Here is a 21344-nt window from a genome sequence, read left to right as displayed (position 1 = left end):
CTCACGAAACCCAGCACCAGGTCTTTGGCGTGGTGCGGATCTATCGTGCGGGACGGACATAAAGCCATGAGGCGAGGGTCGCCTGAAATAAGGCTGCGCCGAAGGCACCGTTTCGGGGGTGGGTGCGTTCATATCCCTCGAACGGGAGCCCTCACAGGGGGGTCTTTGTCAGGGTGGTGGTGATTTCGGGGATGGTGTTGACGATCAGGTCGGCGTGGTGGGCGTTGGGGCGGGTGGCGTGGAGGTGGCCCCAGGGGCCTCGGCGGATGAGGGCGGTGCGTAGGCCGGCGTGGTGGGCCGGGAGGATGTCGTTGTCGAGGCGGTCGCCTACGTAGAGGATCTCGGCGGGGTCGCAGGTGACAGCGGCGGCGACCTTGGCGAAGAAACCGGGGTGGGGCTTGCTCACCGACCAGGCCGCGGAGGTGTGGATGGAGTCCACGGGGAGATTCATGGCGGCGAGGGCCTCGTATGCCTGGGGAGGCTGGTTGCCGGCGATGACGACCTGGTAGCCGGCCTCGCGCAGGGCCTCCAGGCCGGGGCGGGCGTCGGGGTACAGGTCGTCGGCGTCGAAGTTCTCGCGCAGCCCGGTGGGATCGTCACGGCGCCAGGCCTCGATCTCCGCCTCGACGTCGAGGCCGGGCCGCACCACCTCGAAGGCCTCCCGGTGCGAACGGTCCAGCGCGGCCATCCCCCCGAGCACGCCGAGCATCGTGAACCGCGACACTCCCAACCGATCCGCCCACCGCGTCCAGATGCGCGTCTCATCGATCAGCGTCTCACCGACGTCGAACACCACCGCCCGGATCACCCGGAGTCCCCCCTTCGCGCGAACAGCCGCCACAAACCTTACTGAACTGGTGTGGTCAGCCGGTCCGGGCCGTACCTTGCGGCCACTCCGAGAAGCCATTCACGTAGGTCTCGCGCGATCCCTGATCAGCTTCGAGAAAGTGGTCCGGATGGGTGCCGAGGATGCGACGCCCCTGTGCGCGGCGGGCATCTGGATGTGAGGCGAGGGTCGCCTGAATAAGACAGCGCCGAAGGCACCATTTCAGGGGGCAGCCGCGCACATCCCGAGGATCGCGAGTTCAGGCGGCGGGCCGGACGTGGCGGGCGGGCTACTGGGGCGGTGCGGTCAGGCGTTCCAGGGCCTTGCGGAAGCGTTTGTCGGAGACGGGGTAGGGGGTGCCGAGGGTTTGGGCGAAGTAGCTTACGCGGAGTTCTTCCAGCATCCAGCGGAGGTCGGTGACCGCCTCTTCCGAGCGGCGTGCCGGAGGGAGGTGGTCTACGGCCTCCTCGTAGGCGCGCCACAGTTCGTCCAGCTGGAGCATGCGGCCGCGGTCGCGGTAGGGGTCGTCGGGGAGTTTCTCCAGGCGGCGTTCCACTGCCCTGAGGTAGCGCTGGAGGTCGGGGAGGCGGCGGTAGCCGGTGCCGGTGACGAAGCCTGGGTAGACGAGGGTGCCGAGGTGCTCGTCGATCTCGTCGAGGGTGTCGGCGGGGTCCTTCATGGCGGCCAGGGCGGCGCGGGCGCGTTGCCAGATCGCCAGGGCGCCCTCCACGCGGGCCACGGCGGCGGCGGTGGTGTCGTACAGCTCGGCGCGGACGTGGTCGTGCAGGCGCAGGAAGGCGGCGGGGGTCCAGGCGGGGCCGCCGGCGTCGGCGATGAGCTTGTCGGCGGCGCAGGTGACGCAGTCCTCGAACAGCTCGGCGGCGTCGCGGTGGGGGCTGTGGCTGAGCGCGAGCTTCTGCTGGGTGGTGAGGGTGCGCAGGATGCCCTTGGCGGGGGAGGCGACGTTGAGGAGCACCAGGCGGCGGGTGCCCGCCCACATGGCGCTTCGCTGCTCGGCCTCGGTCTCGAAGACGCGCACGCCCACGGAGGCGCCCTCGTCGGTCAGCGCGGGGTACGCCTTCACCCGGCCCTGCTCGAACACCTTGGGCAGGTCGCCGAACGTCCAGGTGCGCAGGCCCGTGCGTTCGAGGTGCTCGCCGACCCGTGCCAGCGTGGCCCGCATCTTGGGGGCCAGGCGCTGTTTCAGTGCGGGGAGGTCCTTGTCCTCGGCCACGGTGTGGCGGCGCTCGTCGACGACGCGGTAGGTGACGCGCAGGTGGTCGGGGAGCCGCGCGGGGTCCCAGGCGTCCGGCGGCACCCGTACGCCGGTCAGGTTGAACAGCTCCCGCCCGACGGCCTCGGCGAGCGGCTCGGCGCCGGGCGTGACCCGCTCCAGCACGCGGCGGGCGAAGTCGGGGGCGGGCACGAAGTTGCGGCGCACCGGCTTGGGCAGTGAGCGGATCAGCTCGGTGACCAGTTCCAGGCGCAGGCCCGGGATCTGCCAGTCGAAGCCGTCGCCCTCGACCTGGTTGAGCACCTGCAGGGGGATGTGCACGGTGACGCCGTCGGCGTCCGCGCCGGGCTCGAACTGGTAGGTGAGCCGCATGCGCTGCCCGCCCTGGCGCCAGGTGTCGGGGTAGGACTGCTGGAGGTCGCCGCTCGCCGCGCCCTCGTTGATGAGCATCTCGGTGGAGAACGTCAGCAGCTCGGGCTGGTCGTCCCGCGCGCGCTTCCACCAGGAGTCGAAGTGGCGGCCCGACACGACGGTCTCGGGTACCCGGCGGTCGTAGAACTCGAAGAGCGTCTCGTCGTCGACGAGGATGTCGCGTCGTCTGGCGCGGTTCTCCAGTTCCTCGACCTCCGACAGCAGCCTGCGGTTCTCCTTGAGGAAGCGGTGGTGGGTGTCCCACTCGCCCTGCACCAGGGCGTGCCGGATGAACAGGTCGCGGGACAGCTCGGGGTCGATCCCGCCGTAGTTGACCTTGCGGTCCACCACGATCGGCACGCCGTACAGCGTGATCCGCTCCAGCGCCATCACCGCGCCCTGGTTCTTCTCCCAGTGCGGCTCGCTGTAGCTGCGCACGACCAGGTGGGCGGCCAGCGGCTCCACCCACTCCGGCTCGATCTTGGCGGCCACCCGCGCCCACAGCCGGGACGTCTCCACGAGCTCGCCCGCCATGACCCACCGGGGCGGCTTGCGGAACAGCGCCGAGCCCGGGAAGATCGCGAACTTGGCGCCGCGGGCCCCGATGTACTCGCGGGCGGGGCGGCGGCGGGGCCCCGAGTCCTTGCGGTCGGACTTGTCGACGTCCATCAGGCCGATGTGGGACAGCAGGCCGGCCAGCAGCGAGACGTGCACACGCTGGGGGTCGGGGCGCACGGAGTTGAGGGTGACGCCCATGCCCTGGACGACCTGGCGCAGCTGGCCGTAGAGGTCCTGCCACTCGCGGACCCGCAGGTAGTTGAGGAAGTCGGCCTTGCACATGCGGCGGAACTGGCTGGAGGACAGCTCGCGCTGCTGCTCGCGCACGTACTCCCAGAGGTTCAGGTAGGTGAGGAAGTCCGATTCCTTGTCGGCGAACCTGGCGTGCTTCTGGTCGGCCTGGACCTGCTTGTCGGCGGGCCGCTCGCGGGGGTCCTGGATGGACAGCGCCGCCGCGATCACCATCACCTCGGTGGCGCAGCCGTTGGTGTCCGCCTCCAGGACCATGCGGGCCAGCCGCGGGTCGATGGGGAGCTGGGCCAGCTTGCCGCCCATCGGGGTCATCTTGCGCTCGGCGTCGAAGGCGCCGAGTTCCCGCAGGAGGTTCACGCCGTCCTTGACCTGGCGCTGGTCCGGCGGCTCGACGAACGGGAAGGCCCCGATGTCGCCGAGGCCGAGCGAGGTCATCCGCAGGATCACCGAGGCGAGGTTGGTGCGCAGGATCTCCGGGTCGGTGAACTCGGGCCGGCTGAGGAAGTCCTCCTCGGAGTACAGCCGGACGCAGATGCCGTCGGAGGTACGGCCGCAGCGGCCCTTGCGCTGGTCCGCCGACGCCCGCGAGATCGCCTCGATGGGGAGGCGCTGCACCTTCAGGCGGAGGCTGTAGCGGGAGATCCGGGCGAAGCCGGCGTCCACGACGTACTTGATGCCGGGGACGGTGAGCGAGGTCTCGGCGACGTTGGTGGCGAGCACGATGCGGCGGCCCCGGTGGGACTGGAACACGCGGTGCTGCTCCCCCGACGACAGCCGGGCGAACAGCGGCAGCACCTCGTCGTCGCGGCCCTTGAGCGCCTCGGCGGTGTCGCGGATCTCCCGCTCGCCGCTGAGGAACACCAGGATGTCGCCGGGGCCCTCGGCGCACAGCTCGTCCACCGCGTCCACGATGGCCTGCGCCTGGTCCTCCTGCTCCTCGCTGATCGGGCGGTAGCGCACCTCGACCGGGTAGGTGCGGCCGGAGACCTCGACGATGGGGGCGTCGCCGAAGTGCCGGGAGAACCGCTCGGGGTCGATGGTCGCCGAGGTGATGATCACCTTGAGGTCGGGACGCTTCGGCAGCAGCTGTTTCAGGTAGCCGAGGATGAAGTCGATGTTGAGGCTGCGCTCGTGGGCCTCGTCGATGATCAGCGTGTCGTACCGCGAAAGGGTGCGGTCGCGCTGCATCTCGGCCAGCAGGATGCCGTCGGTCATCAGCTTGACCAGGGTCTCGTCCCCGGACTGGTCGGTGAAGCGGACCTTGTACCCGACCGCCTCGCCGAGCGGGGTGTCGAGCTCCTCGGCGACCCGCTCGGCCACCGTGCGCGCCGCGATCCGGCGCGGCTGGGTGTGGCCGATCTGGCCGCGCACGCCGCGGCCGAGCTCCAGGCAGATCTTGGGGATCTGCGTGGTCTTGCCGGACCCCGTCTCGCCCGCCACGATCACGACCTGGTGGTCCCTGATCGCCTCAAGGATCTCGTCCTTGCGCTGGCTCACCGGCAGGGCCGGGGGGTACGTGATGCGCGGCGTCAGCGCCCGGCGGGCCGCCACCCTGGACTCGGCCGCCTCGATGTCGGCCGTGACCTGGTCGGCGATCGCCTGCAGCGCCTTGCCGTCCCGCACCCGGCGCGCGCCGTCGATGCGGCGGCGCAGCCTGAGCTCGTCGCGCAGCATCAGCGCGGGCAGGCGTTCACGCAGGCCGGTGAGGGGTGATGTCGTCGAAGAGGTTCCCATGGTCGCTTTCCCGGCCGCCTTCGTCGGACGACCGCCCCCGGCAAGGATAAGCAACTCGCACGGGGGCTTCGCCAACGGTTTACCGGGGGGACCCGGTTCCGGCCGGGTTCACCGGGTGGTGAGCATGTGGCCGGCAGCGCCGTTTGTGAAGCGCAGGGCCTTTTCCAGGCAGACGATCGCACCGTGCCTGGGGCGGTTGATGAAGCGCACGTCGTCCGCGAGCGCGCGCATGATCTGCAGCCCGCGTCCGTGCTCGGCGAGCAGCGCCCCGTTGGCCGCGGCGACCTTGTCGGGGTCGAACCCATGGCCGGTGTCGACCACGGTGATCACGCAGCGGTCCCCGATCAGTTCGGCGCTCACGGTGTACTCGTCGGTCTCGCCCGCGTGCCTTATGACGTTCGTGCACGCCTCCGTGAGCATGAGCTGGATGTCCTCGCGTATCTGCCGCTCCACCCCGAGCACATCGAGTTCCGCCGCCAGGATCTGCCTGGTTACGGACACGCTCGCGGCATCGCGCGGCAAACGCAATGCGATGGTCACCTCCACGTCTCCTCCTTCCACCCTCGCTCTCTTAGGTGCCCTCAGCACCAGGCGCAAACACCGGGAGCGAGGGGAAAGGACGATCTCCAGTGACCTGGCACCTCTTACGGACCGGCTCGGGTCAGGGGTGCGCGGGGGGCGCGGCGGCCATGGCGGCGCCGATGATTCCCGCGTTGTTCAGGAGCTCCGCCGGGACCACGGGGGTGTCCCCGAGGTCGATGTGCGGGAGGAACTTCTCGGCCCTCTTGCTCACGCCGCCGCCGATGATGATCAGCGACGGGGACAGCAGCATGCGGACGTGCTCCAGGTACGCCTGCACCCGCTCGGCCCACTTGTCCCAGCTCAGGTCGTGCTTCTCCCTGGCGTGGTCGGACGCGCGGTGCTCGGCCTCGTGGCCGTCCAGCTCCAGGTGGCCGAACTCGGTGTTCGCGATGAGGACGCCGTCCTGGATCAGTGCGCTGCCGATGCCGGTGCCGAAGGTCAGCAGGAGCACCAGGCCACCCCGGCCGTGGCCCGCGCCGAACCTCGCCTCGGCGATGCCCGCGGCGTCGGCGTCGTTGAGCACGGTCACCTCGCGGCCGGTGGCCTCGGCGAACAGCTTGCGCGCGTCCAGGCCGATCCAGGCGTGGTCGACGTTCGCCGCCGTGCGGGTGACGCCGTCGACCACCACGCCCGGGAAGGTGATGCCGATCGGGCCTTGCCACGAGAAGTGGTCCACGATCTCGCGGACCACGGCCGCCACCTTGGCCGGCTCGGAGGGGCTGGGCGTGAGCACGCGCCACCGCTCCTCGATCATGGTCCCGGTCGCGGTGTCGACCGGTGCTCCCTTGATCCCGGATCCGCCGATGTCGATTCCGAGTACGTTCATGCCGCTCCTCACCCACTGCGCCGGTCTCGGCACCATAGGAATCAGTGCCCCGGCAGGACCCCCATAGTCCTAGCAGGTGCGAGGGGCGTTTCGCGCGTCGTGGATCAGGATCTGCGGTCGTACCCCCGCGACCCGTCGCCGCGGCCGTCGCCGAGTGCCCGGAACGGCGAGGTGTCCTCCCCGAAGGTCCACCGGGTGCTGAGGTCCAGCGGGTCCAGCCTGCCGTGCCGCGGGTCGTCCCCGCCGACCACGAAGGGATCGTCGGGATAGCCCTGCGTCCCCTCCCGGCGCGGGGGCTCCATCCGGTACACGGGCGTCTCGGTCACCGCCGGCGCGGGGGTGGCGTATCCCTCGGGGCGGTAGGCGGATCCTTCGGGGCGGTACGCGGGCCCCTCGGGGCGGTACGCGGAGGGGGTGGCCGGTTCCGGGCGGTAGGACGGGGGCGGCGGGGCTATCGGCTCCTGCCGGTACGCGGAGGCGGCCGTGTCCGTCCGGTAGGGGGACGGTGGCGGCGTCCCGGAGTCCCGGTAGGGGGACGGTGACGGCGCCAGGGCGTCCGCCCGGTAGGGGGACGGTGAGGGCGCCACGGTGTCGGTCCGGTAGGGAGACTGCGGCGGGGCCGCGGTGTCCGCACGGTAGGAGGACTGCGCCGCGACGGTGTCGGTGCGGTACGAGGACTGCTGCGCCGCCACGGTGTCGGTGCGGTACGAGGACTGCTGCGCCGCCACGGTGTCCGTCCGGTAGGCGGGGGGCGGGGCGGTGATGGCGGTGGGGGTGAGAGCGGCGGTGGCGGCGCGGTTCTGGCCGCTGTTGTAGAGGAAGGAGCGGAGGCCCTCGGTGAGGCGGTTGACGTCCTGGCGGGGGCGGACGGCGAAGCGGAGGAACCTGCTGCTGGAGCCGAGCTTGTTGCCGCACTCCCGCACGTGGAGGTTGTGCACGGCGAGCAGGTGGTCGCGCAGCGCCACGCCGTCCTTGCCGTCGGGCAGCCGTACCAGCAGGAAGTTCCCCTGGGAGGGGTAGACCTTGAGGCCGGGCAGCGAGGACAGCTGCTGGAACATCGAGCGGCGGTCCGCCGCGACCAGCCGCAGGCTCTCCTGGTAGGACCGGACGTGCTCCTTCATCAGGAATACCACTGTCTCGGCGAAGGAGTTGAGATTCCACTTGGGCAGCATGCGGCGCACCGTGCCGGCGAGCGCCGGGTTGGCGACCATGTAGCCGAAGCGGATGCCGTGCAGGCCGAAGTTCTTGCCGAGGCTCTTCAGCACCACGACGTTGGACCGCAGGGCCGCCTCGTCCGCGACGCTCGGGTCGACCTCCTCGTCCACGAAGTCGATGAACGACTCGTCCACGACGACCAGGTCCAGGTCGGCGAGCCGGTCGAGCAGGTCGACGACCTGGGTGCGCCTGAGGAACCCGCCGTCGGGGTTGCTCGGGTTGCAGATGACCGCGGCCCGCGACCCGCGCGCCCGGATGAACCTGACGAAGTCATCGGTGTCCAGGGCGAAGCCCTGCGCCTCGGGGAGGCGGTACATGTCGACCCGCTTGCCGGTCTCCAGGGGCTGGTCGGTCCAGCGGCCGAACGTCGGCACCGGGACGGCGATGCTCTCGCGCACCAGCAGGTGGTCGATCCAGGTGATCAGCTCGGTCGAGCCGTTGCCCATGACGAGGGTCTGCGACTGCATCCCGAGCAGCGAGGCGAGCTCGGCGGTGATGGCGCCGGCGTCGCTCGGGTAGTACTTCAAGATCGTCGTGAGGTTCTGCTGAAGCAGCTCGAAGACCTCGGGCGTCGGGAAGTACGGGTTCGCGGGGATGCAGAAGTCCACCGGCGCGTCGCGCAGCCCGGATCTTCCGCGCAGCAGCGAGAAGTACGACGCGCTGTGCGCCTCGGCGCGCGGCGTGCCGGCATCGCTGGCACCAGGCAACAGGGCCTCCTCATGACGGCGGGCGTCGCCGGGAGGCGACACCGGAGGTACGTGAGGCCGCGGCGCGCGGTTCACCCGCCGCGAAAGCTTTTCGTCGGCCTTCTCCGTCAGGCGTCCGCCCTCAACGCCGCCGTTTTACCTGTCGACCGGTCAACTTCGGACAAATACTTATGTACACGCATGAACTCCGACTTAGGCCGCGATTCTCCGTACGGAAAAACTTCTTCGTCTACCCGTGGAAAAAGGGCCTAAACCCCGGCCCTTCCTCCGGGAGCGGTCCGGCACCCCCGGAAGGCCCTGGAATCGGGGATCGTGCTGGGGCGCTACGTCAACAGAAGCCAGTGAAAAAAGTCCGGGAACCAGGTCGACGCCGACGGCTCGAACCGCTCGCCACCTTGACAGACAACCGTGGACCGAAAGCCGCTCGGTGCCTGTCGGAGCCTTGGATGCTCCAGGTAGAACTTAGCTCTATCGCAGGCCAGATGCCATGTTGACCTTCGCAAGTCACCCCAAATCAACACAACAAAGAAATTTGCAGCGAGTCATGCAGTACCGCCGCACAACTAATCACAGCTAGGGGCCTAAAAATATGACGAATGTCATGTTGCGAACAGTGACATGCTCCCGTAGCACCAATGGAGAGTGTCACTAGGCAGGGGTCTGGTTATCCGCAATTCTCCTCCTAGCGATCGAGCGATGAGAGGGGTGCCCAGCGTGATCGACAAATACGCGATGTATTGCCTGGCCGGTCCGTTGTTTTACGACACCCTCGACGGTAAGCGCTCGGACCACCCCGACTATCCGGCGGCGGCCAGGGACGTCCCCCCCGGCTGGGCGCACCGCGCCACCGACACCTGGTTCCACTACATGCCCGAGGACCGGCCCCTGTCCCCCCAGGGCTGGAAGATCCACATCTCCTCGTGCCTGGACGACGCGGAGCGGACCCTCGACATCGTCTGGGACTACTGCGTCGGCCGCCGGCTTCCGTTCAAGTTCCTCCGCGGGCCGCGCGTGGTCATGATGCTCAACAGCAAGTACGCCGACCGCGGCGGCAGCGGCAAGCTCGTGACGATGTACCCGGCGGACGCGGATGAGCTTGAGCTTGTGCTCAAGGAGCTCGGCGAGCTGCTGCACGGCGTACGCGGGCCGTACATCCTCAGCGACCTGCGCATCGGTGAGGGCCCGTTGTTCGTCCGGTACGGCGGCTTCGCCGAGCGCTACTGCGTCGACGGCAACCGCGAGCAGGTGCTCGCCATCGAGGACCCCGACGGCACCCTGGTGCCCGACCGCCGCGGCCCGTCGTTCACCCCGCCGCCCTGGGTCACCCTGCCCGACTTCCTCGCCCCCCACCTGGCCGCCCGCAACTCGGTGACCATGGAGGGCCTGCCGTACACCGTCGAGAAGGTGCTCCACTTCTCCAACGGCGGCGGGGTCTACAAGGGCACCGACACCCGCTCCGGCCGGACCGTCGTGCTCAAGGAGGCCAGGCCGTGGGCCGGCCTCGACGCGGTCGGCCGCGACGCCGTCGCCCGCCTCAGGCACGAGGCCGACATCCTCGGCCGGCTCAAGGGCCTGGACGTGGTCCCCGAGCTGTACGACTACTTCACCCTCGGCGAGCACCACTTCCTCGTGCAGGAGTTCGTGGAGGGCACGACGCTCAGCCAGGAGTCGGTGCAACGGCACCCGCTCACCCGGGCGACGATCACCCCCGAGCACGCCGCCGAGTTCACCGAGTGGGCCATGGCCATGCTCGGCCGGGTCGACCGCGCCGTGGAGACACTGCACGGGCGCGGGGTGGTCTTCGGCGACCTGCACCCGTTCAACGTGCTGGTCGACGGCGACCGCGTGGTCCTCATCGACTTCGAGGTGGCCACGCTCGCCGAGAAGAACGCCCGGCCCACGCTGGCCCACCCCGGCTTCTGCCCGCCCGCCGACCGGCTCGGCGTGCACGCCGACCGGTACTCCCTGGCCTGCATGCGGCTCGGCCTGTTCGCCCCGATGTCCACCGTCCTGATCCCCCTCCACCGGCCCAAGGTGAACCACCTGGCCGAGCTGGTCTCCGGCACCTTCCCCGTGCCGGCCGCCTACCTGAACGAGGCGGTCGCGCTGATCCGGGGCGAGGACGGGCAGGATGACGCGCCGATGCGGGAGCTGCCACTCCCCGGGCGCGCCCCCTGGGCCGAGGTCCGGGACGCCGCGGCCCGCGCCATCCTGGCCTCCGCCACCCCAGAGCGCGACGACCGGCTCTTCCCCGGCGACATCGCGCAGTTCCAGCCCGGCGGGGGGATCAACCTGGCGTCCGGCGCCGCCGGCGTGCTGTACGCCCTGGCGGCGACCGGCGCCGGGCGTCACACCGAGCACGAGGAATGGCTCAGGAAGCGCGCGTTCGCCCCCAAGCCCGGCACCGGCCTCGGCTTCTACGACGGCCTGCACGGCATCGCGTACGCCTTCGACGCGCTCGGCAGGCGCGGCGACGCCCTTGAGCTGGTCGGCCTGTGCCTGAAGGAGAAGTGGGAGCGGCTCGGCCAGAGCCTGTACGCGGGCCTGTCCGGCATCGGGCTCAACCTGCTGCATCTCGGGCGGGCCACCGGCGAGCGCGACCTGACGAAGGCCGCCGCCGAGGTCACCGACATGGTGGCCGGCCGGCTCGGCGACGTGGACAGCGTGCCCGAGGTCAGCGGAGGCGGCAACCCGCACGCCGGGCTGATGCGCGGCTCGGCCGGCCCGGCGCTGCTCTTCGTGCGGATGTACGAGGAGACCGGCGACGAGGCCCTGCTCGACCTCGCGCACACCGCGCTGCGGCAGGACCTCAAGCGCTGCACCCGCCGCGAGGACGGGCAGCTGCAGGTCCAGCAGGGCTGGCGCACCAACCCGTACCTCGACGAGGGCTCGGCCGGCATCGGGCTGGTCCTCGCCCTGTATCTGGCGCACCGGGAGGACGAGACGTTCCGCGAGTCGCTCGCGGCCATCGCCCAGGTCGCCACCCTCGACTACTACGTGCAGCCCGGTCTCTTCGCCGGGCGGGGCGGCATGATCGCCGCCCTGTGCGCGGGCCTACAGCCCGGCCTGGACCGCGCGGCGCCCGAGATCGCCGGCCAGATCACCCGTCTGGCCTGGCACGCCATGCCGTACGGCGGCGGGCTGGCGTTCCCCGGCAACCAGTTGCTCCGACTCTCGATGGACCTCGGGAGCGGCACCGCCGGAGTGCTCCTCGCTCTGGGCGCCGCGCTGCACGACCGGCCGGTCCACCTGCCGTTCCTTACCCCCCCGAACTCCCCTCCCGGCGCTCCGGCCGGGGCGGCGGACCCGCTGAGCGCCTGAAGGAGGTGAAATACATGGCACTTCTCGACCTGCAGGACATGGAGGTAGCCGGTGGCGGCCACGGAGGTGGCAGCAACCTGTCCCTCCTGGGGTGCACCCCCCACGAGAACAGCAGCCTGAGCATCATCTGCGGCTGATCATCTAGTACGGCACCACCGCGTCACTCCCAGCGATCCCACGTAGCAACAACACGGAAGGCGAACCATCATGGCGCTTCTCGACCTGCAGACCATGGAGACCCCCGACGGCGGACACGGCGGCGGCGGCAGCAACCTGTCCCTCCTGGGCTGCACGCCCCACGAGAACAGCTCGCTCAGCATCATCTGCGGCTGATCACCGGCTCCGCGGTACCCCGCTTCATCCCTGGCGATTCCCACACCACGAACACGGAAGGCGAACCATCATGGCGCTTCTCGACCTGCAGACCATGGAGACCCCCGACGGCGGACACGGCGGCGGCGGCAGCAACCTGTCCCTCCTGGGGTGCACCCCCCACGAGAACAGCTCGCTCAGCATCATCTGCGGCTGACATAGGGCATAGCTGAACAAATCGCCTGGGGTGGCCCTAGCCCGGCCGCTCCAGGCCTTGTTCATTCCCGAACCATCGGAAGGGAAACTTCGTCATGTCGGACACCCAGGCGGCGAGCGGCCGGGTGACCGGCACCCCCGAGCCGGGCCGGGTCTCCGGTGACAGGCTGTTGTGGGACGTACTGCGCCGCAGCGGCGCGTGGCCGGCCGTGTACGCGGTGACCGCGCTGACCGGGGCCGTGGTCGAGCTTCTGCTCCCCGGCGCTCTCGGCCGCGCGGTGGACGCGCTCGTCACACCGGGTGGCGGCGTGGGGGACGCCTTTGTCACCTGCGCGATACTGATCGTCGCCGTGGTGGCCTGCGACGCGGTGGCCGTCCTCGCCGCCGGAGCCGGCGGCGCGCAGGCGGCGCGGTGGATGCGGCGCCGGGTGGTCCGCCACATTCTCATCGCCGGGCCCGGCGTCTCGCGGCGCTTCCCGGCCGGCGACCTGGTCACCAGGGCCGGCGCCAACGCCGACGAGGTCGGCACCGCCCCCGAATCCATGATCACCGCGGTGGCGCTCCTGGTGCCGGCGGTCGGGGCGCTGATCGTACTGGCCCTGATCCACGTGTGGCTCGCCGTCGCCTTCTCGGCCGGGCTGATCGCCATCGGCCTCGTCCTTCGCGCGTTCCTGCGGGAGACCACCACCGTCTCCTCCGGCTACCAGGAGGCGCAGAGCGACCTGGCCACCCGCCTGATCGACGCACTCTCCGGCGCCCGCACCATCGCCGCCGCCGGCACCGAGGACCTGGAAACCCACCGCGTCCTCACCCCCCTCCCCCGCCTGCGCCGCCACGGCATGGCTCTGTGGCGCGTCAACGCCAGAGCCGGCGTCCAGGCGGCGATCGTCGTCCCCCTCCTGGAGACCACCGTCCTGGCGGTGGGCGGCATCCTCCTCTCCAACGGCGACCTGACCCCCGGCGACCTGTTCGCCGCCGCCCGCTACGCCGTCCTCGGCGCCGGCCTGGCCGGCGCCCTCGGCTACCTGAACCGCCTGGCGAGAGCCCGCTCCGCCGCCCACCGCCTCCACCACCTCCTGGCCCACCCCCCCACCGCCTACGGTCCCCTCCACCTTGTGCGGGGGGGCGAGTGCGGGCGGCTGGAGTTCCGGGGGGTCGGGGTGGACGTGGACGGGCGGACCGGGTTGTGTGACGTGGATCTGGAGGTGCCGGGAGGGCTGGCGGTGGCGGTGGTGGGGCGGTCGGGGAGCGGGAAGTCGCTGCTGGCGGCGGTGGCGGGGCGGCTGGCGGATCCCGACCGGGGGGAGGTGCTGCTGGACGGGGTTCCGTTGCACCGGCTGCGGCACACGGCGCTGCGGGAGGCGGTCGCGTACGCCTTCGAGCGGCCCGTGCTGTTCGGCACCACGATCGGCGACGCCATCGCGGCCGGGCGGCCGACCACCACCCGGGGGGAGACCGCGGGACGGAAGGCCGCGCGGAACGGGCCGGACGAGGAAGCCGGAGGGAACGGGTCGAAGCGCGAGGTGACGCCGGAAGGTGCGGGGAAAGGCTCGGGGCGGGGGGCCGCGATCGTGCGGGCCGCGGCCAGGGCCGCCGCGGCGGACTCGTTCATCCGGAAGCTTCCCCGGGCGTACGACACGCCTGTCGGCGAGGCGCCGATGTCCGGTGGTGAGCGGCAGCGGGTCGGGCTGGCCAGGGCGTTCGCCCACGGAGGGCGGCTGCTGATCCTCGACGACGCGACCTCCAGCCTGGACACCGTCACCGAGCACCAGGTCGCCCAGGCGCTCACCGGCCGCCTGCGCGACCGCACCCGCCTGATCGTCGCCCACCGCGCCACCACCGCCGCCCGCGCCGACCTGGTCGTCTGGCTGGACGAAGGCCGCGTCCGCGCGCAGGGCCCACACGACGTCCTCTGGCAGGACCCCGCCTACCGCGCCATCTTCGAGGTGGCCGAGTCCTCACCGGCAGACCAGCCCTCCGGCGCCACGCTTCCCGAGCCGGGATCCGTGGTCACGCCTTTCGAAGCGATGCGTCCTTCGTCACCGGTCCTGGAATCGTCCGACGCGATACCTCCGACGGCGGGGCCGGTGGCTGGTCCTCTGCCGCCGATGGATGAGCTGCGGGCGGAGGGGATCGGGGTCAGGCCGCGGGTGGGCAGGACGACGCCGCCGTTGCGGGGGACTCGTTTCGGGGATCGGGCCATCGAGAACACACCGCCGTTGGACGTCGTGATCCATGTCCATGCCGACGAGGCCGGTGGGGACGCGGGGTCCGCGGAGGACGTGCCTTCGGTCAGGGTGTCGCGGTGCGGGGAGGGGCGATGACGGTTCCGGGGGTTCTGCGAGCCGCCTTGGTGCGGAGGCCGCGGCATCTGGTGCGGCTGTTCCTGTGGTCGTTCGCGGAGACGGCGCCGTCGTTCGTGTCGGGGCTGGCGATCGCGCACGCGCTGGACGACGGGTTCGCGGCGGGGCGGCCGTCGGTCGGGCTGGGCTGGTTGTGCATCCTCGCGGGGGCCTGGATCGCCGCGGCGGTGGGGGCACGGCAGACGCTGATGTCCATCGCCGGGATCGTGGAGCCGTTCCGTGATGATCTGCTGGGCTATGTGGTGGCGGGGACCCTGCACCGGGCGGCGGGCTCGGGGCGAGGGCCGGACACCGCGGCCGTCGCCCGGCTGAACCGGCAGGTGGAGCTGGCGAGGGACTCGTTCGCCGCGGTGATCGCGGTGGTGAGGTCGTTCGTGTTCTCGGTGACCGGCGTGGTGCTCGGCGTGCTGTCGCTGATGGGGTCGATCCTGCCGCTGGTGCTGCTGCCGCTGGTCGGCGGGCTCGCGCTCTTCCTGATGTCGCTGCCCGCCATGGCGGCGCGGCAGCGGCGGGCCATCCTCGCCGAGGAGGGCACGGCGTCCGCGCTGGCCACCATGGTGGACGGGCTGCGGGACGTGCGGGCCTGCGGCGCCGAGGGCCGGGTGGCGGCGCGCGTCGGGCGGACCGTGGACGAGCAGGCGCGGGCCGCCACCGGCCTGGCCCGTCTCACCGCCGTCCGCACGCTCTCGCTCGCCGTGGGCGGGTGGCTGCCCATCCTGCTGGTGCTCGCCGCCACCCCGTCCCTGGTCCGTGCGGGCGCGACCGCCGGGGTGGTGCTCGGCACGCTGACCTACATCGCCCAGTCGCTCACCCCCGCGCTCGGCAGCCTCGTCCAGGGCGTCGGCGTGAACGGCGTACGCCTGACGGTCGCACTGGAACGCATCCTGTCCACCGGCGCCCGCCCCTCCCCCGCCGCGCCGGGCGAGCACGGGCCGTCCAGCCCGAGGACGCCGGGTGGCCGTCCCGCCCCCGGGAACGCGACGGCCCCGAGCGGCCACGGGCCGAGACCGCCCCGGGAGGGCCTGTTGCGCATGCGGGGGGTGACGTTCGCGTACGGGCTGGGGGCCGAGCCGGTGGTGGAGGGGCTTGATCTGACCGTGCGCGATGGGGAGCATCTGGCGGTGGTGGGGCCGAGCGGGATCGGCAAGTCGACGGTGGCGGCGCTGGCGGCGGGGGTGCTGCGGCCTAAAGAGGGCCGCGTGCTGATCGGGGGCGTGCCGGTGGACGCGCTGGACCGGGGCGCGTTGAGCCGGGTGCGGGTGCTCATCCCGCAGGAGGCGTACGTCTTCCGCGGCACGCTCGAGGAGAACCTGGCGTACCTCGCGGGGACGCCCGGCCGGCGGGAGATGGACGCGGCCGTGGAGGCGCTCGGGATGACGGGCCTCGCGGCCAGGCTGGGCGGGTACGCGGCCGAGATCGATCCGGGGACGCTGTCGTCCGGTGAGCGGCAGCTCGTCGCGCTGACCCGGGCCTATCTGTCCCCGGCCCGGCTGGTACTGCTGGACGAGGCGACCTGCCATCTGGACCCGGCCGCCGAGGCGCGGGCCGAGGAGGCGTTCGCCCGCAGGGACGGCACGCTGATCGTCGTCGCGCACCGCCTCACCTCGGCCCTGCGCGCGCGGCGGATCCTCGTGATGGACGGCAGCCGGGCGGTGAGCGGTACGCACTCCGAGCTGGTGACGGCGTCGCCGCTCTACCGGGACCTGATGGGCCACTGGGAGGCCCCCGCGCCCGCCGGCGTGTGACCCCGGCGGATCGCCTGTTCCATCAAAACGGGTAAACCTGACAAATCAGGGCATAACCCCTGATGAAGTGTGAGCGTGTCTGCCCGCCGTGCCCTCCCCGCCCGTCCTACCGGGCGGCTCGGGAGGGGCCCGCGGGAACGGGGGACAAGATGAGCACACAGAGGCACGAGACCGTACAGCGAGCCGGGGACGTACCGCGTCCGAGGCCACGCGAAGGCGGCACCGCCCTGATGACCGAGCACGGCAGGACCGTGATCGCCGACACGGTGGTCGCCAAGATCGCCGGGATGGCCGCCCGGGAGGTCACCGGGGTTCACACCCTGGGCTCCGGGATGACCCGCGCCCTCGGCGCCGTACGGGAGCGCCTGTCGGGCGGGACCAGCCCGACGCAGGGTGTCACGGTCGAGGTCGGCGAACGCCAGGCCGCCGTCGACCTGGACCTGATCATCGAGTACGGGGTCTCCATCCCCGACCTCGCCTCGGGTGTCCGGCGCAACGTGATCAACGCCGTGGAGAAGATGTGCGGCCTGGAGGTCACCGAGGTCAACATCGCCGTGCAGGACATCCACATCCCCGGCGAGGAACCCGAGCCGGAGGAGTCCCGGGTCCGATGAGCGCCTCGGGCTCGGCCCGCCCGTCCCGGAAAGGCCCGCGGGCCCCGGACCGGGCGGCGGACGTGCGGACGGAGCGCCACGGCGACCCGGCGAGCCCGGCGAGGGCGGACCGGACCGGTGCCGGGCGGGCGCTGATGGCCGTCCCGGGCGGGGAGACGCCGCAGGGGACCCGGGCCGCCGGGAGCGTCCCGGCGGAGACCCGGGCCGGTGACCTGGCGGACCGGATCGCCCAGGTCGTGCGCGCGTGCCCCGGGGTGGTGGACATGGCCGCCGGGACGGTGGCCACCCACCTCGCCAGGCGCACGGTGCGCGGGGTGGCCGTGCGGGACCAGGGGGTGCGGATCGCCGTGGTCGCGGAGTACGGCCGCCCGCTCGCAGGCGTGGCGGCCCGGGTACGCGCCGCCGTCCAGCCCCTGGTGCCCGGCGAGCCGGTGGACGTGCACGTCGAGGACGTGCGCCCGCCGGGCCCGGCGAAGGACCGGCGGTGACCGGCACGGGGGTCCGGGGACGGGCCGCGACACAGGGGAAGGTGAGCGATATGGATGAGACCCGCTGGTGGCCGATGATCGGCCTGTTGTGGGGGACCGCGCTGGGCTTCGCCGGCTCGTTCGGCGGGTTCACGGTGTTCCTCATCGTGCTGGTGCTCAGCGTGCTGGGCTTCCTGGCCGGGCGGGCGATGAGCGGCAGCAGCATGGACATGAGCGGCATGCTCGGCCGGAGGCGTTCGTCGTGAACACCGGCACACCCCACCCGGACGGCCCCACTCCGGCGGAGCCCTCGGGCCACCCCCAGGGAGAGCCCGCGGGTCACACCCCGACGGAGCCGTGGGGTCACATCCCGGCGGACCCTTCGGGCCAGACCCCGGGAGAGCCCGCGGACCACACTCCGACGGAGCCCTTCGGGAGGATGCCCGCGGATACGGAGCCCTTCGGGACGAAGCCGGCGGAGCCCTTCGGCGCGACGCGGGCGGGTCCATCGGGACCGGCTGCGGGGGGCGGGTCCGGTGCCCGGAGCGCGCCGGAGGGGCGGGGCCGTACCCGGATCTCCGATCGTGTCCTGGAGGGGATCGCGGCGAGGGCCGCGGCCGAGGTGGACGAGGCGGGCCGGGCCGCACGCCGTGTGCTCGGCGTGACCATCGGCCATGACGCTCCCGGGGCGACGCCCCGGGTGACCGGTCACGTCGACGGGAAACTGGCCACCCTGCATGTCCACCTCTCGGTCGCCTACCCCTCCCCCGTGCGCCAGGTGACCCGGCGTGTCCGCGACCACGTGACCAGCCGCGTCCACGACCTCACCGGCCTGGACGTCCGCCAGATCGACATCGACGTGGACCGCCTGCTGCCCGGCCCCGAGCCGGCCCTGCGCGACGAAGAGGTAAGACCATGAGCACGTCCGATCGAGGAGCCTGGCGCCACGCGGCACGGGCGTTCCGGCCGCACCGGACGATCCCGGCGATCGTGGTGGCGGCCCTGCTGGCCGCGGCAGCGATCCTGACACTGGTGGGCGCGATCGCGGCGACGGCGGGAAGCCCGGTCCGGCTGCCCGCCCTGGAGCGGACGATGGGGTGGGCGGCGGCCAACTGGGCCGATCCGGCGACGCTGGTCGCGAGCTCGCTGGCCTGCCTGGCGGGCCTGGTCCTGCTGGGGTTCGGCCTGATACCGGGCCGGCCACGGCTGATCCCGCTCGCCTCGGCGGACCCGAACTCGGTGGTCGGCATCACGCCGGGCGCGGCGCGGCGGCACCTGGCGTCCGTGGCGGACCAGGTGGACGGGGTGTCGCGGGCCCGGGTGCGCCTTGGCCGGCGCCGCCTGGACGTGCGGGTCACCACGCCGCTGCGCGAGCCCGGCGACCTGCCGGAACGGGTGACCGCGACGATGGAGCACCACCTGGAGGAGCTGGCGCCGCTGCGGCCGCCGCGGGTCCGGGTGGACGTAAGACACAGAGGCCACTGAACGGATGACGGGAGGACGTCGATGAACGACCGTACGGCTCGGGCGAATCGCGTCGGACTGACGCTGGTAGGTCTGCTTCTCACGCTGGCCGGGGCGGCGGCGCTGACGCGGGCGCTCGGGCTGTACGGGCCCCCGGGGCCCCTCGTCCCGGCGGACGTGCGGCGGCTGGCGGACACCCAGGTGTGGCTGTGGCCGGTGCTGGGACTGGTCGCGCTGGTGGTGGCGCTGCTGGCGCTGCGGTGGTTGTTCGTCCAGGCGCGTCCGGGCGGGGTCACCTATCTGGACCTGGAGCCGGACACCGGGCACGGCACGACCCGCCTCGGCGCGCGGGCCGCGGCGGGGGCGATCGAGGAGGAGCTGGACCACGGGCCGTACGGGGAACGGGTGCACGCCGGATTCCGCGGCGCTCCCACCGACCCCGGGCTCGCGCTGAACATCAGCCTCCCCGGGGACGCCGACCCGGCCGCAGCCGGGCGACGCGCGCAGCAGGGCGTCGCCCGCCTGCGGCACGCGCTGGAGAGCGACCGTCTCCCCGCCGTCATCCGGATCCGCGCGGCGCACGGCCGCGCGGCCCACCCGATCCCGCACTGAACCCCTCAGTGGGACAGGCGGTCCAGCCATTCGACGAGCAGCTCGTGCTCGGCTCCGGTGAGACGGCAGTCGGGCAGGGCGGGGTGGACGGTCAGCGCGGCGCGCAGGGCCATGGCGCGGTCGGTGACCAGGTCGCGGGGGGTGGGCGGGGTGACGCCCGGGACGCGGTCGGTGGTGACGGCCTGGAGGATGGCCTCCCGGGTGGTGGGGGACAGCTCGGGGTCGCGGTGCTCGGGAGGCGTGGCGATGAGGGTGAGGGTCACGCCAACCCCGGCGGAGTGGACCAGCTGGGCGGCGCGCTCGACCCCGGTGCGCAGGCGCCCGGCGGCGGCCACCCGGGAGATGAGGCGGTGCAGGAGGCGGGTGGCCTCCTGGGCGGCGGGGGTGCCCTGGCCGGGGCGGGCGTCGCCGTACATCAGGGTGTAGAAGGCCGGGCGGGTCAGGCCGAACTCCACGTGGAGGTCCCAGCCGCGGCGCAGGTCGGTGACGGGGTCGTCGGTCTCACCCATCGCCAGCTTGCCGACCAGGTACTCCTCGAAGCCGTACGCCGCCACCGCGGCGAGCAGGCCGTCCTTGTCGCCGAACAGGCGGTACAGCGTCGGCGCCTGGATGCCGGCGGCGGCGCTCACCGCGCGGGTGGAGACGGCCTCCCTGCCTCCTTGGGCGAGGAGGTCGGCCGCCGCGCGCAGCACGCGGTCCCTGGTGCTGCCTGGCAGCGTCTCACCGGTCATATATCGATGATAACAGCGCACGGGTAGCGTTGCTAAGGTAGCGGTGATAACGTGAAGGAGTTAGCGGCGATGCGGTCCGTTGGAGGGCGTCGCCCGGGGAAGTCATGGCGCCCGGCGCGGCGCCGGAAACTTGGGAGACATCCATGCGTACTCGTGCTCTCGGCAACACCGGACCCACCGTCTCGGTCCTCGGCCTCGGCCTGATGGGCATGTCCGACCTGTACGGCCCGGCGGACGAGGCCGAGTCGATCGCCACGGTCCACGCGGCGCTCGACGCGGGCATCACCCTGATGGACACCGGCGACTTCTACGGCATGGGAGACAACGAGATGCTCCTGCGGAAGGCGCTGGCCGGGCGGGACCGGGACAAGGTGGTCGTCAGCGTGAAGTTCGGCGCGCTGCGCGACCCGGCCGGCGGGTGGGTCGGGCACGACGCCCGCCCCGCGGCGGTGAAGAACTTCGCCGCGTACAGCCTGCGGCGGCTCGGCACCGATCACATCGACATCTACCGGCCGGCCCGCCTGGACCCGGACGTCCCCATCGAGGACACCGTGGGCGCCATCGCCGAACTGATCCAGGCGGGGTACGTGCGTCACATCGGCCTGTCCGAGGTGGGCGCGGAGACGCTGCGCCGGGCGAACGCCGTGCACCCCGTCGCCGACCTGCAGATCGAGTACTCACTGCTGTCGCGCGGCATCGAGCGGGAGATCCTCCCGGTCGCCCGGGAGCTCGGCATCGGCGTCACCGCGTACGGCGTGCTGTCCCGCGGCCTGCTCAGCGGCCACTGGACGCCGGACCGCGAGCTCGGCGCCCGGGACTTCCGCGCCAACAGCCCCCGGTTCCAGGGCGACAACCTGCGCCGCAACCTGGAGCTGGTCCAGGCGCTGCGCGAGATCGCCGACGGCCGGAGCGCGACGGTCGCGCAGGTGGCCGTGGCGTGGGTCGCCTCCCGCGGCGAGGACATCGTGCCCCTCGTCGGCGCCCGGCGCCGCAGCCGCCTCACCGAGTCCCTCGGTGCCGCCGACCTGAAGCTCACCCCCGATGACCTCGCGGCCATCGAACGCGCCGTCCCCGCCGACGCCGCGGCCGGGGGCCGCTACGCCGGTCCCCAGCTCGCGTCGCTGGACAGCGAGAAGTGAGCCCCCGCCGCCCGC

General features: G+C 72.2%; 19 protein-coding genes. 13 read left to right on the top strand and 6 right to left on the bottom strand.

Translation table 11 applies throughout. The features are described from left to right. Window positions 1–151: 151 nt before the first annotated feature. The 5 genes from ACFP1K_RS11860 to ACFP1K_RS11840 all read right to left on the bottom strand — a co-directional run bounded on the left by ACFP1K_RS11860 (window position 152) and on the right by ACFP1K_RS11840 (window position 8345). Window positions 152–808, bottom strand: a complete 657-nt coding sequence (locus ACFP1K_RS11860; protein WP_380750650.1) for an HAD family hydrolase — start codon at window positions 806–808, stop codon at window positions 152–154. Window positions 809–1115: 307 nt separating this feature from the next. Then, window positions 1116–5015 (bottom strand): ATP-dependent RNA helicase HrpA, encoded by a 3900-nt coding sequence (gene hrpA, locus ACFP1K_RS11855; protein ID WP_380750647.1) that lies wholly within the window; start codon window positions 5013–5015, stop codon window positions 1116–1118. 108 nt (window positions 5016–5123) lie between these two features. Then, window positions 5124–5561 (bottom strand): ATP-binding protein, encoded by a 438-nt coding sequence (locus ACFP1K_RS11850; RefSeq protein WP_380750644.1) that lies wholly within the window; start codon window positions 5559–5561, stop codon window positions 5124–5126. Between the two features lie 115 nt (window positions 5562–5676). Then, window positions 5677–6423: a polyphosphate--glucose phosphotransferase gene (gene ppgK, locus ACFP1K_RS11845; RefSeq protein WP_380750641.1), complete on the bottom strand. Its 747-nt coding sequence runs from the start codon at window positions 6421–6423 to the stop codon at window positions 5677–5679. Between the two features lie 104 nt (window positions 6424–6527). Next, window positions 6528–8345, bottom strand: coding sequence for an aminotransferase class I/II-fold pyridoxal phosphate-dependent enzyme (locus ACFP1K_RS11840; protein WP_380750638.1), 1818 nt, complete (start codon window positions 8343–8345; stop codon window positions 6528–6530). Between the two features lie 714 nt (window positions 8346–9059). On the opposite strand from ACFP1K_RS11840, the gene lanKC reads away from it, so the two are divergent. The 12 genes from lanKC (at window position 9060) to ACFP1K_RS11780 (ending at window position 19459) form a co-directional block, all read left to right on the top strand. After that, window positions 9060–11666, top strand: coding sequence for a class III lanthionine synthetase LanKC (lanKC, locus tag ACFP1K_RS11835; protein ID WP_380750635.1), 2607 nt, complete (start codon window positions 9060–9062; stop codon window positions 11664–11666). A 14-nt stretch (window positions 11667–11680) separates the two neighbouring features. After that, window positions 11681–11803, top strand: coding sequence for a SapB/AmfS family lanthipeptide (locus tag ACFP1K_RS11830; RefSeq protein WP_380750632.1), 123 nt, complete (start codon window positions 11681–11683; stop codon window positions 11801–11803). A 70-nt stretch (window positions 11804–11873) separates the two neighbouring features. Then, complete coding sequence (locus ACFP1K_RS11825) at window positions 11874–11999, top strand: SapB/AmfS family lanthipeptide (protein WP_380750629.1); 126 nt, start codon at window positions 11874–11876, stop codon at window positions 11997–11999. Between the two features lie 70 nt (window positions 12000–12069). Then, window positions 12070–12195, top strand: a complete 126-nt coding sequence (locus ACFP1K_RS11820; protein WP_380750629.1) for a SapB/AmfS family lanthipeptide — start codon at window positions 12070–12072, stop codon at window positions 12193–12195. A gap of 94 nt (window positions 12196–12289) precedes the next feature. Next, on the top strand, window positions 12290–14518 hold the full coding sequence (locus ACFP1K_RS11815; RefSeq protein WP_380750626.1) for an ABC transporter ATP-binding protein: 2229 nt from the start codon (window positions 12290–12292) through the stop codon (window positions 14516–14518). Then, window positions 14515–16302: an ATP-binding cassette domain-containing protein gene (locus ACFP1K_RS11810; RefSeq protein WP_380750620.1), complete on the top strand. Its 1788-nt coding sequence runs from the start codon at window positions 14515–14517 to the stop codon at window positions 16300–16302. The genes ACFP1K_RS11815 and ACFP1K_RS11810 overlap by 4 nt, the downstream gene beginning before the upstream one ends. 149 nt (window positions 16303–16451) lie before the next feature. Beyond that, window positions 16452–16916: an Asp23/Gls24 family envelope stress response protein gene (locus tag ACFP1K_RS11805; RefSeq protein WP_380750616.1), complete on the top strand. Its 465-nt coding sequence runs from the start codon at window positions 16452–16454 to the stop codon at window positions 16914–16916. Further along, a complete protein-coding gene (locus ACFP1K_RS11800) occupies window positions 16913–17404 on the top strand; it encodes a hypothetical protein (RefSeq protein ID WP_380750613.1) in 492 nt (163 codons plus the stop codon). The genes ACFP1K_RS11805 and ACFP1K_RS11800 overlap by 4 nt, the downstream gene beginning before the upstream one ends. Before the next feature lie 50 nt (window positions 17405–17454). Next, a complete protein-coding gene (locus ACFP1K_RS11795) occupies window positions 17455–17649 on the top strand; it encodes a hypothetical protein (RefSeq protein WP_380750610.1) in 195 nt (64 codons plus the stop codon). 173 nt (window positions 17650–17822) lie between these two features. Next, window positions 17823–18302, top strand: coding sequence for an Asp23/Gls24 family envelope stress response protein (locus ACFP1K_RS11790; RefSeq protein ID WP_380750607.1), 480 nt, complete (start codon window positions 17823–17825; stop codon window positions 18300–18302). Next, window positions 18299–18868 (top strand): DUF6286 domain-containing protein, encoded by a 570-nt coding sequence (locus tag ACFP1K_RS11785; protein ID WP_380750604.1) that lies wholly within the window; start codon window positions 18299–18301, stop codon window positions 18866–18868. The genes ACFP1K_RS11790 and ACFP1K_RS11785 overlap by 4 nt, the downstream gene beginning before the upstream one ends. 21 nt (window positions 18869–18889) lie before the next feature. After that, window positions 18890–19459 carry an alkaline shock response membrane anchor protein AmaP gene (locus tag ACFP1K_RS11780; protein WP_380750602.1) on the top strand — a complete coding sequence of 190 codons (570 nt, stop codon included), beginning with the start codon at window positions 18890–18892 and terminating at the stop codon, window positions 19457–19459. A gap of 5 nt (window positions 19460–19464) precedes the next feature. Here ACFP1K_RS11780 and ACFP1K_RS11775 read toward each other — a convergent pair whose 3' ends face one another. Continuing rightward, window positions 19465–20190 (bottom strand): TetR/AcrR family transcriptional regulator, encoded by a 726-nt coding sequence (locus ACFP1K_RS11775; RefSeq protein WP_380750599.1) that lies wholly within the window; start codon window positions 20188–20190, stop codon window positions 19465–19467. Window positions 20191–20333: 143 nt separating this feature from the next. On the opposite strand from ACFP1K_RS11775, the gene ACFP1K_RS11770 reads away from it, so the two are divergent. Beyond that, complete coding sequence (locus ACFP1K_RS11770; protein WP_380750592.1) at window positions 20334–21329, top strand: aldo/keto reductase; 996 nt, start codon at window positions 20334–20336, stop codon at window positions 21327–21329. Window positions 21330–21344 lie beyond the last annotated feature (15 nt).

Source organism: Sphaerisporangium aureirubrum, assembly GCF_042658925.1.
Taxonomy (GTDB): Bacteria; Actinomycetota; Actinomycetes; order Streptosporangiales; family Streptosporangiaceae; genus Sphaerisporangium; species Sphaerisporangium aureirubrum.
This window is presented reverse-complemented; position numbering and strand designations above follow the sequence as displayed.

Bases quoted from the DNA above. Each gene is read 5' to 3' on its own strand.
- hrpA (WP_380750647.1), bottom strand. From the start codon at position 5,015: ATGGGAACCTCTTCGACGACATCACCCCTCACCGGCCTGCGTGAACGC.
- ppgK (WP_380750641.1), bottom strand. From the start codon at position 6,423: ATGAACGTACTCGGAATCGACATCGGCGGATCCGGGATCAAGGGAGCA.
- ACFP1K_RS11830 (WP_380750632.1), top strand. From the start codon at position 11,681: ATGGCACTTCTCGACCTGCAGGACATGGAGGTAGCCGGTGGCGGCCAC.
- ACFP1K_RS11825 (WP_380750629.1), top strand. From the start codon at position 11,874: ATGGCGCTTCTCGACCTGCAGACCATGGAGACCCCCGACGGCGGACAC.
- ACFP1K_RS11820 (WP_380750629.1), top strand. From the start codon at position 12,070: ATGGCGCTTCTCGACCTGCAGACCATGGAGACCCCCGACGGCGGACAC.
- ACFP1K_RS11815 (WP_380750626.1), top strand. From the start codon at position 12,290: ATGTCGGACACCCAGGCGGCGAGCGGCCGGGTGACCGGCACCCCCGAG.
- ACFP1K_RS11810 (WP_380750620.1), top strand. From the start codon at position 14,515: ATGACGGTTCCGGGGGTTCTGCGAGCCGCCTTGGTGCGGAGGCCGCGG.
- ACFP1K_RS11805 (WP_380750616.1), top strand. From the start codon at position 16,452: ATGAGCACACAGAGGCACGAGACCGTACAGCGAGCCGGGGACGTACCG.
- ACFP1K_RS11800 (WP_380750613.1), top strand. From the start codon at position 16,913: ATGAGCGCCTCGGGCTCGGCCCGCCCGTCCCGGAAAGGCCCGCGGGCC.
- ACFP1K_RS11795 (WP_380750610.1), top strand. From the start codon at position 17,455: ATGGATGAGACCCGCTGGTGGCCGATGATCGGCCTGTTGTGGGGGACC.
- ACFP1K_RS11790 (WP_380750607.1), top strand. From the start codon at position 17,823: ATGCCCGCGGATACGGAGCCCTTCGGGACGAAGCCGGCGGAGCCCTTC.
- ACFP1K_RS11785 (WP_380750604.1), top strand. From the start codon at position 18,299: ATGAGCACGTCCGATCGAGGAGCCTGGCGCCACGCGGCACGGGCGTTC.
- ACFP1K_RS11780 (WP_380750602.1), top strand. From the start codon at position 18,890: ATGAACGACCGTACGGCTCGGGCGAATCGCGTCGGACTGACGCTGGTA.
- ACFP1K_RS11775 (WP_380750599.1), bottom strand. From the start codon at position 20,190: ATGACCGGTGAGACGCTGCCAGGCAGCACCAGGGACCGCGTGCTGCGC.
- ACFP1K_RS11770 (WP_380750592.1), top strand. From the start codon at position 20,334: ATGCGTACTCGTGCTCTCGGCAACACCGGACCCACCGTCTCGGTCCTC.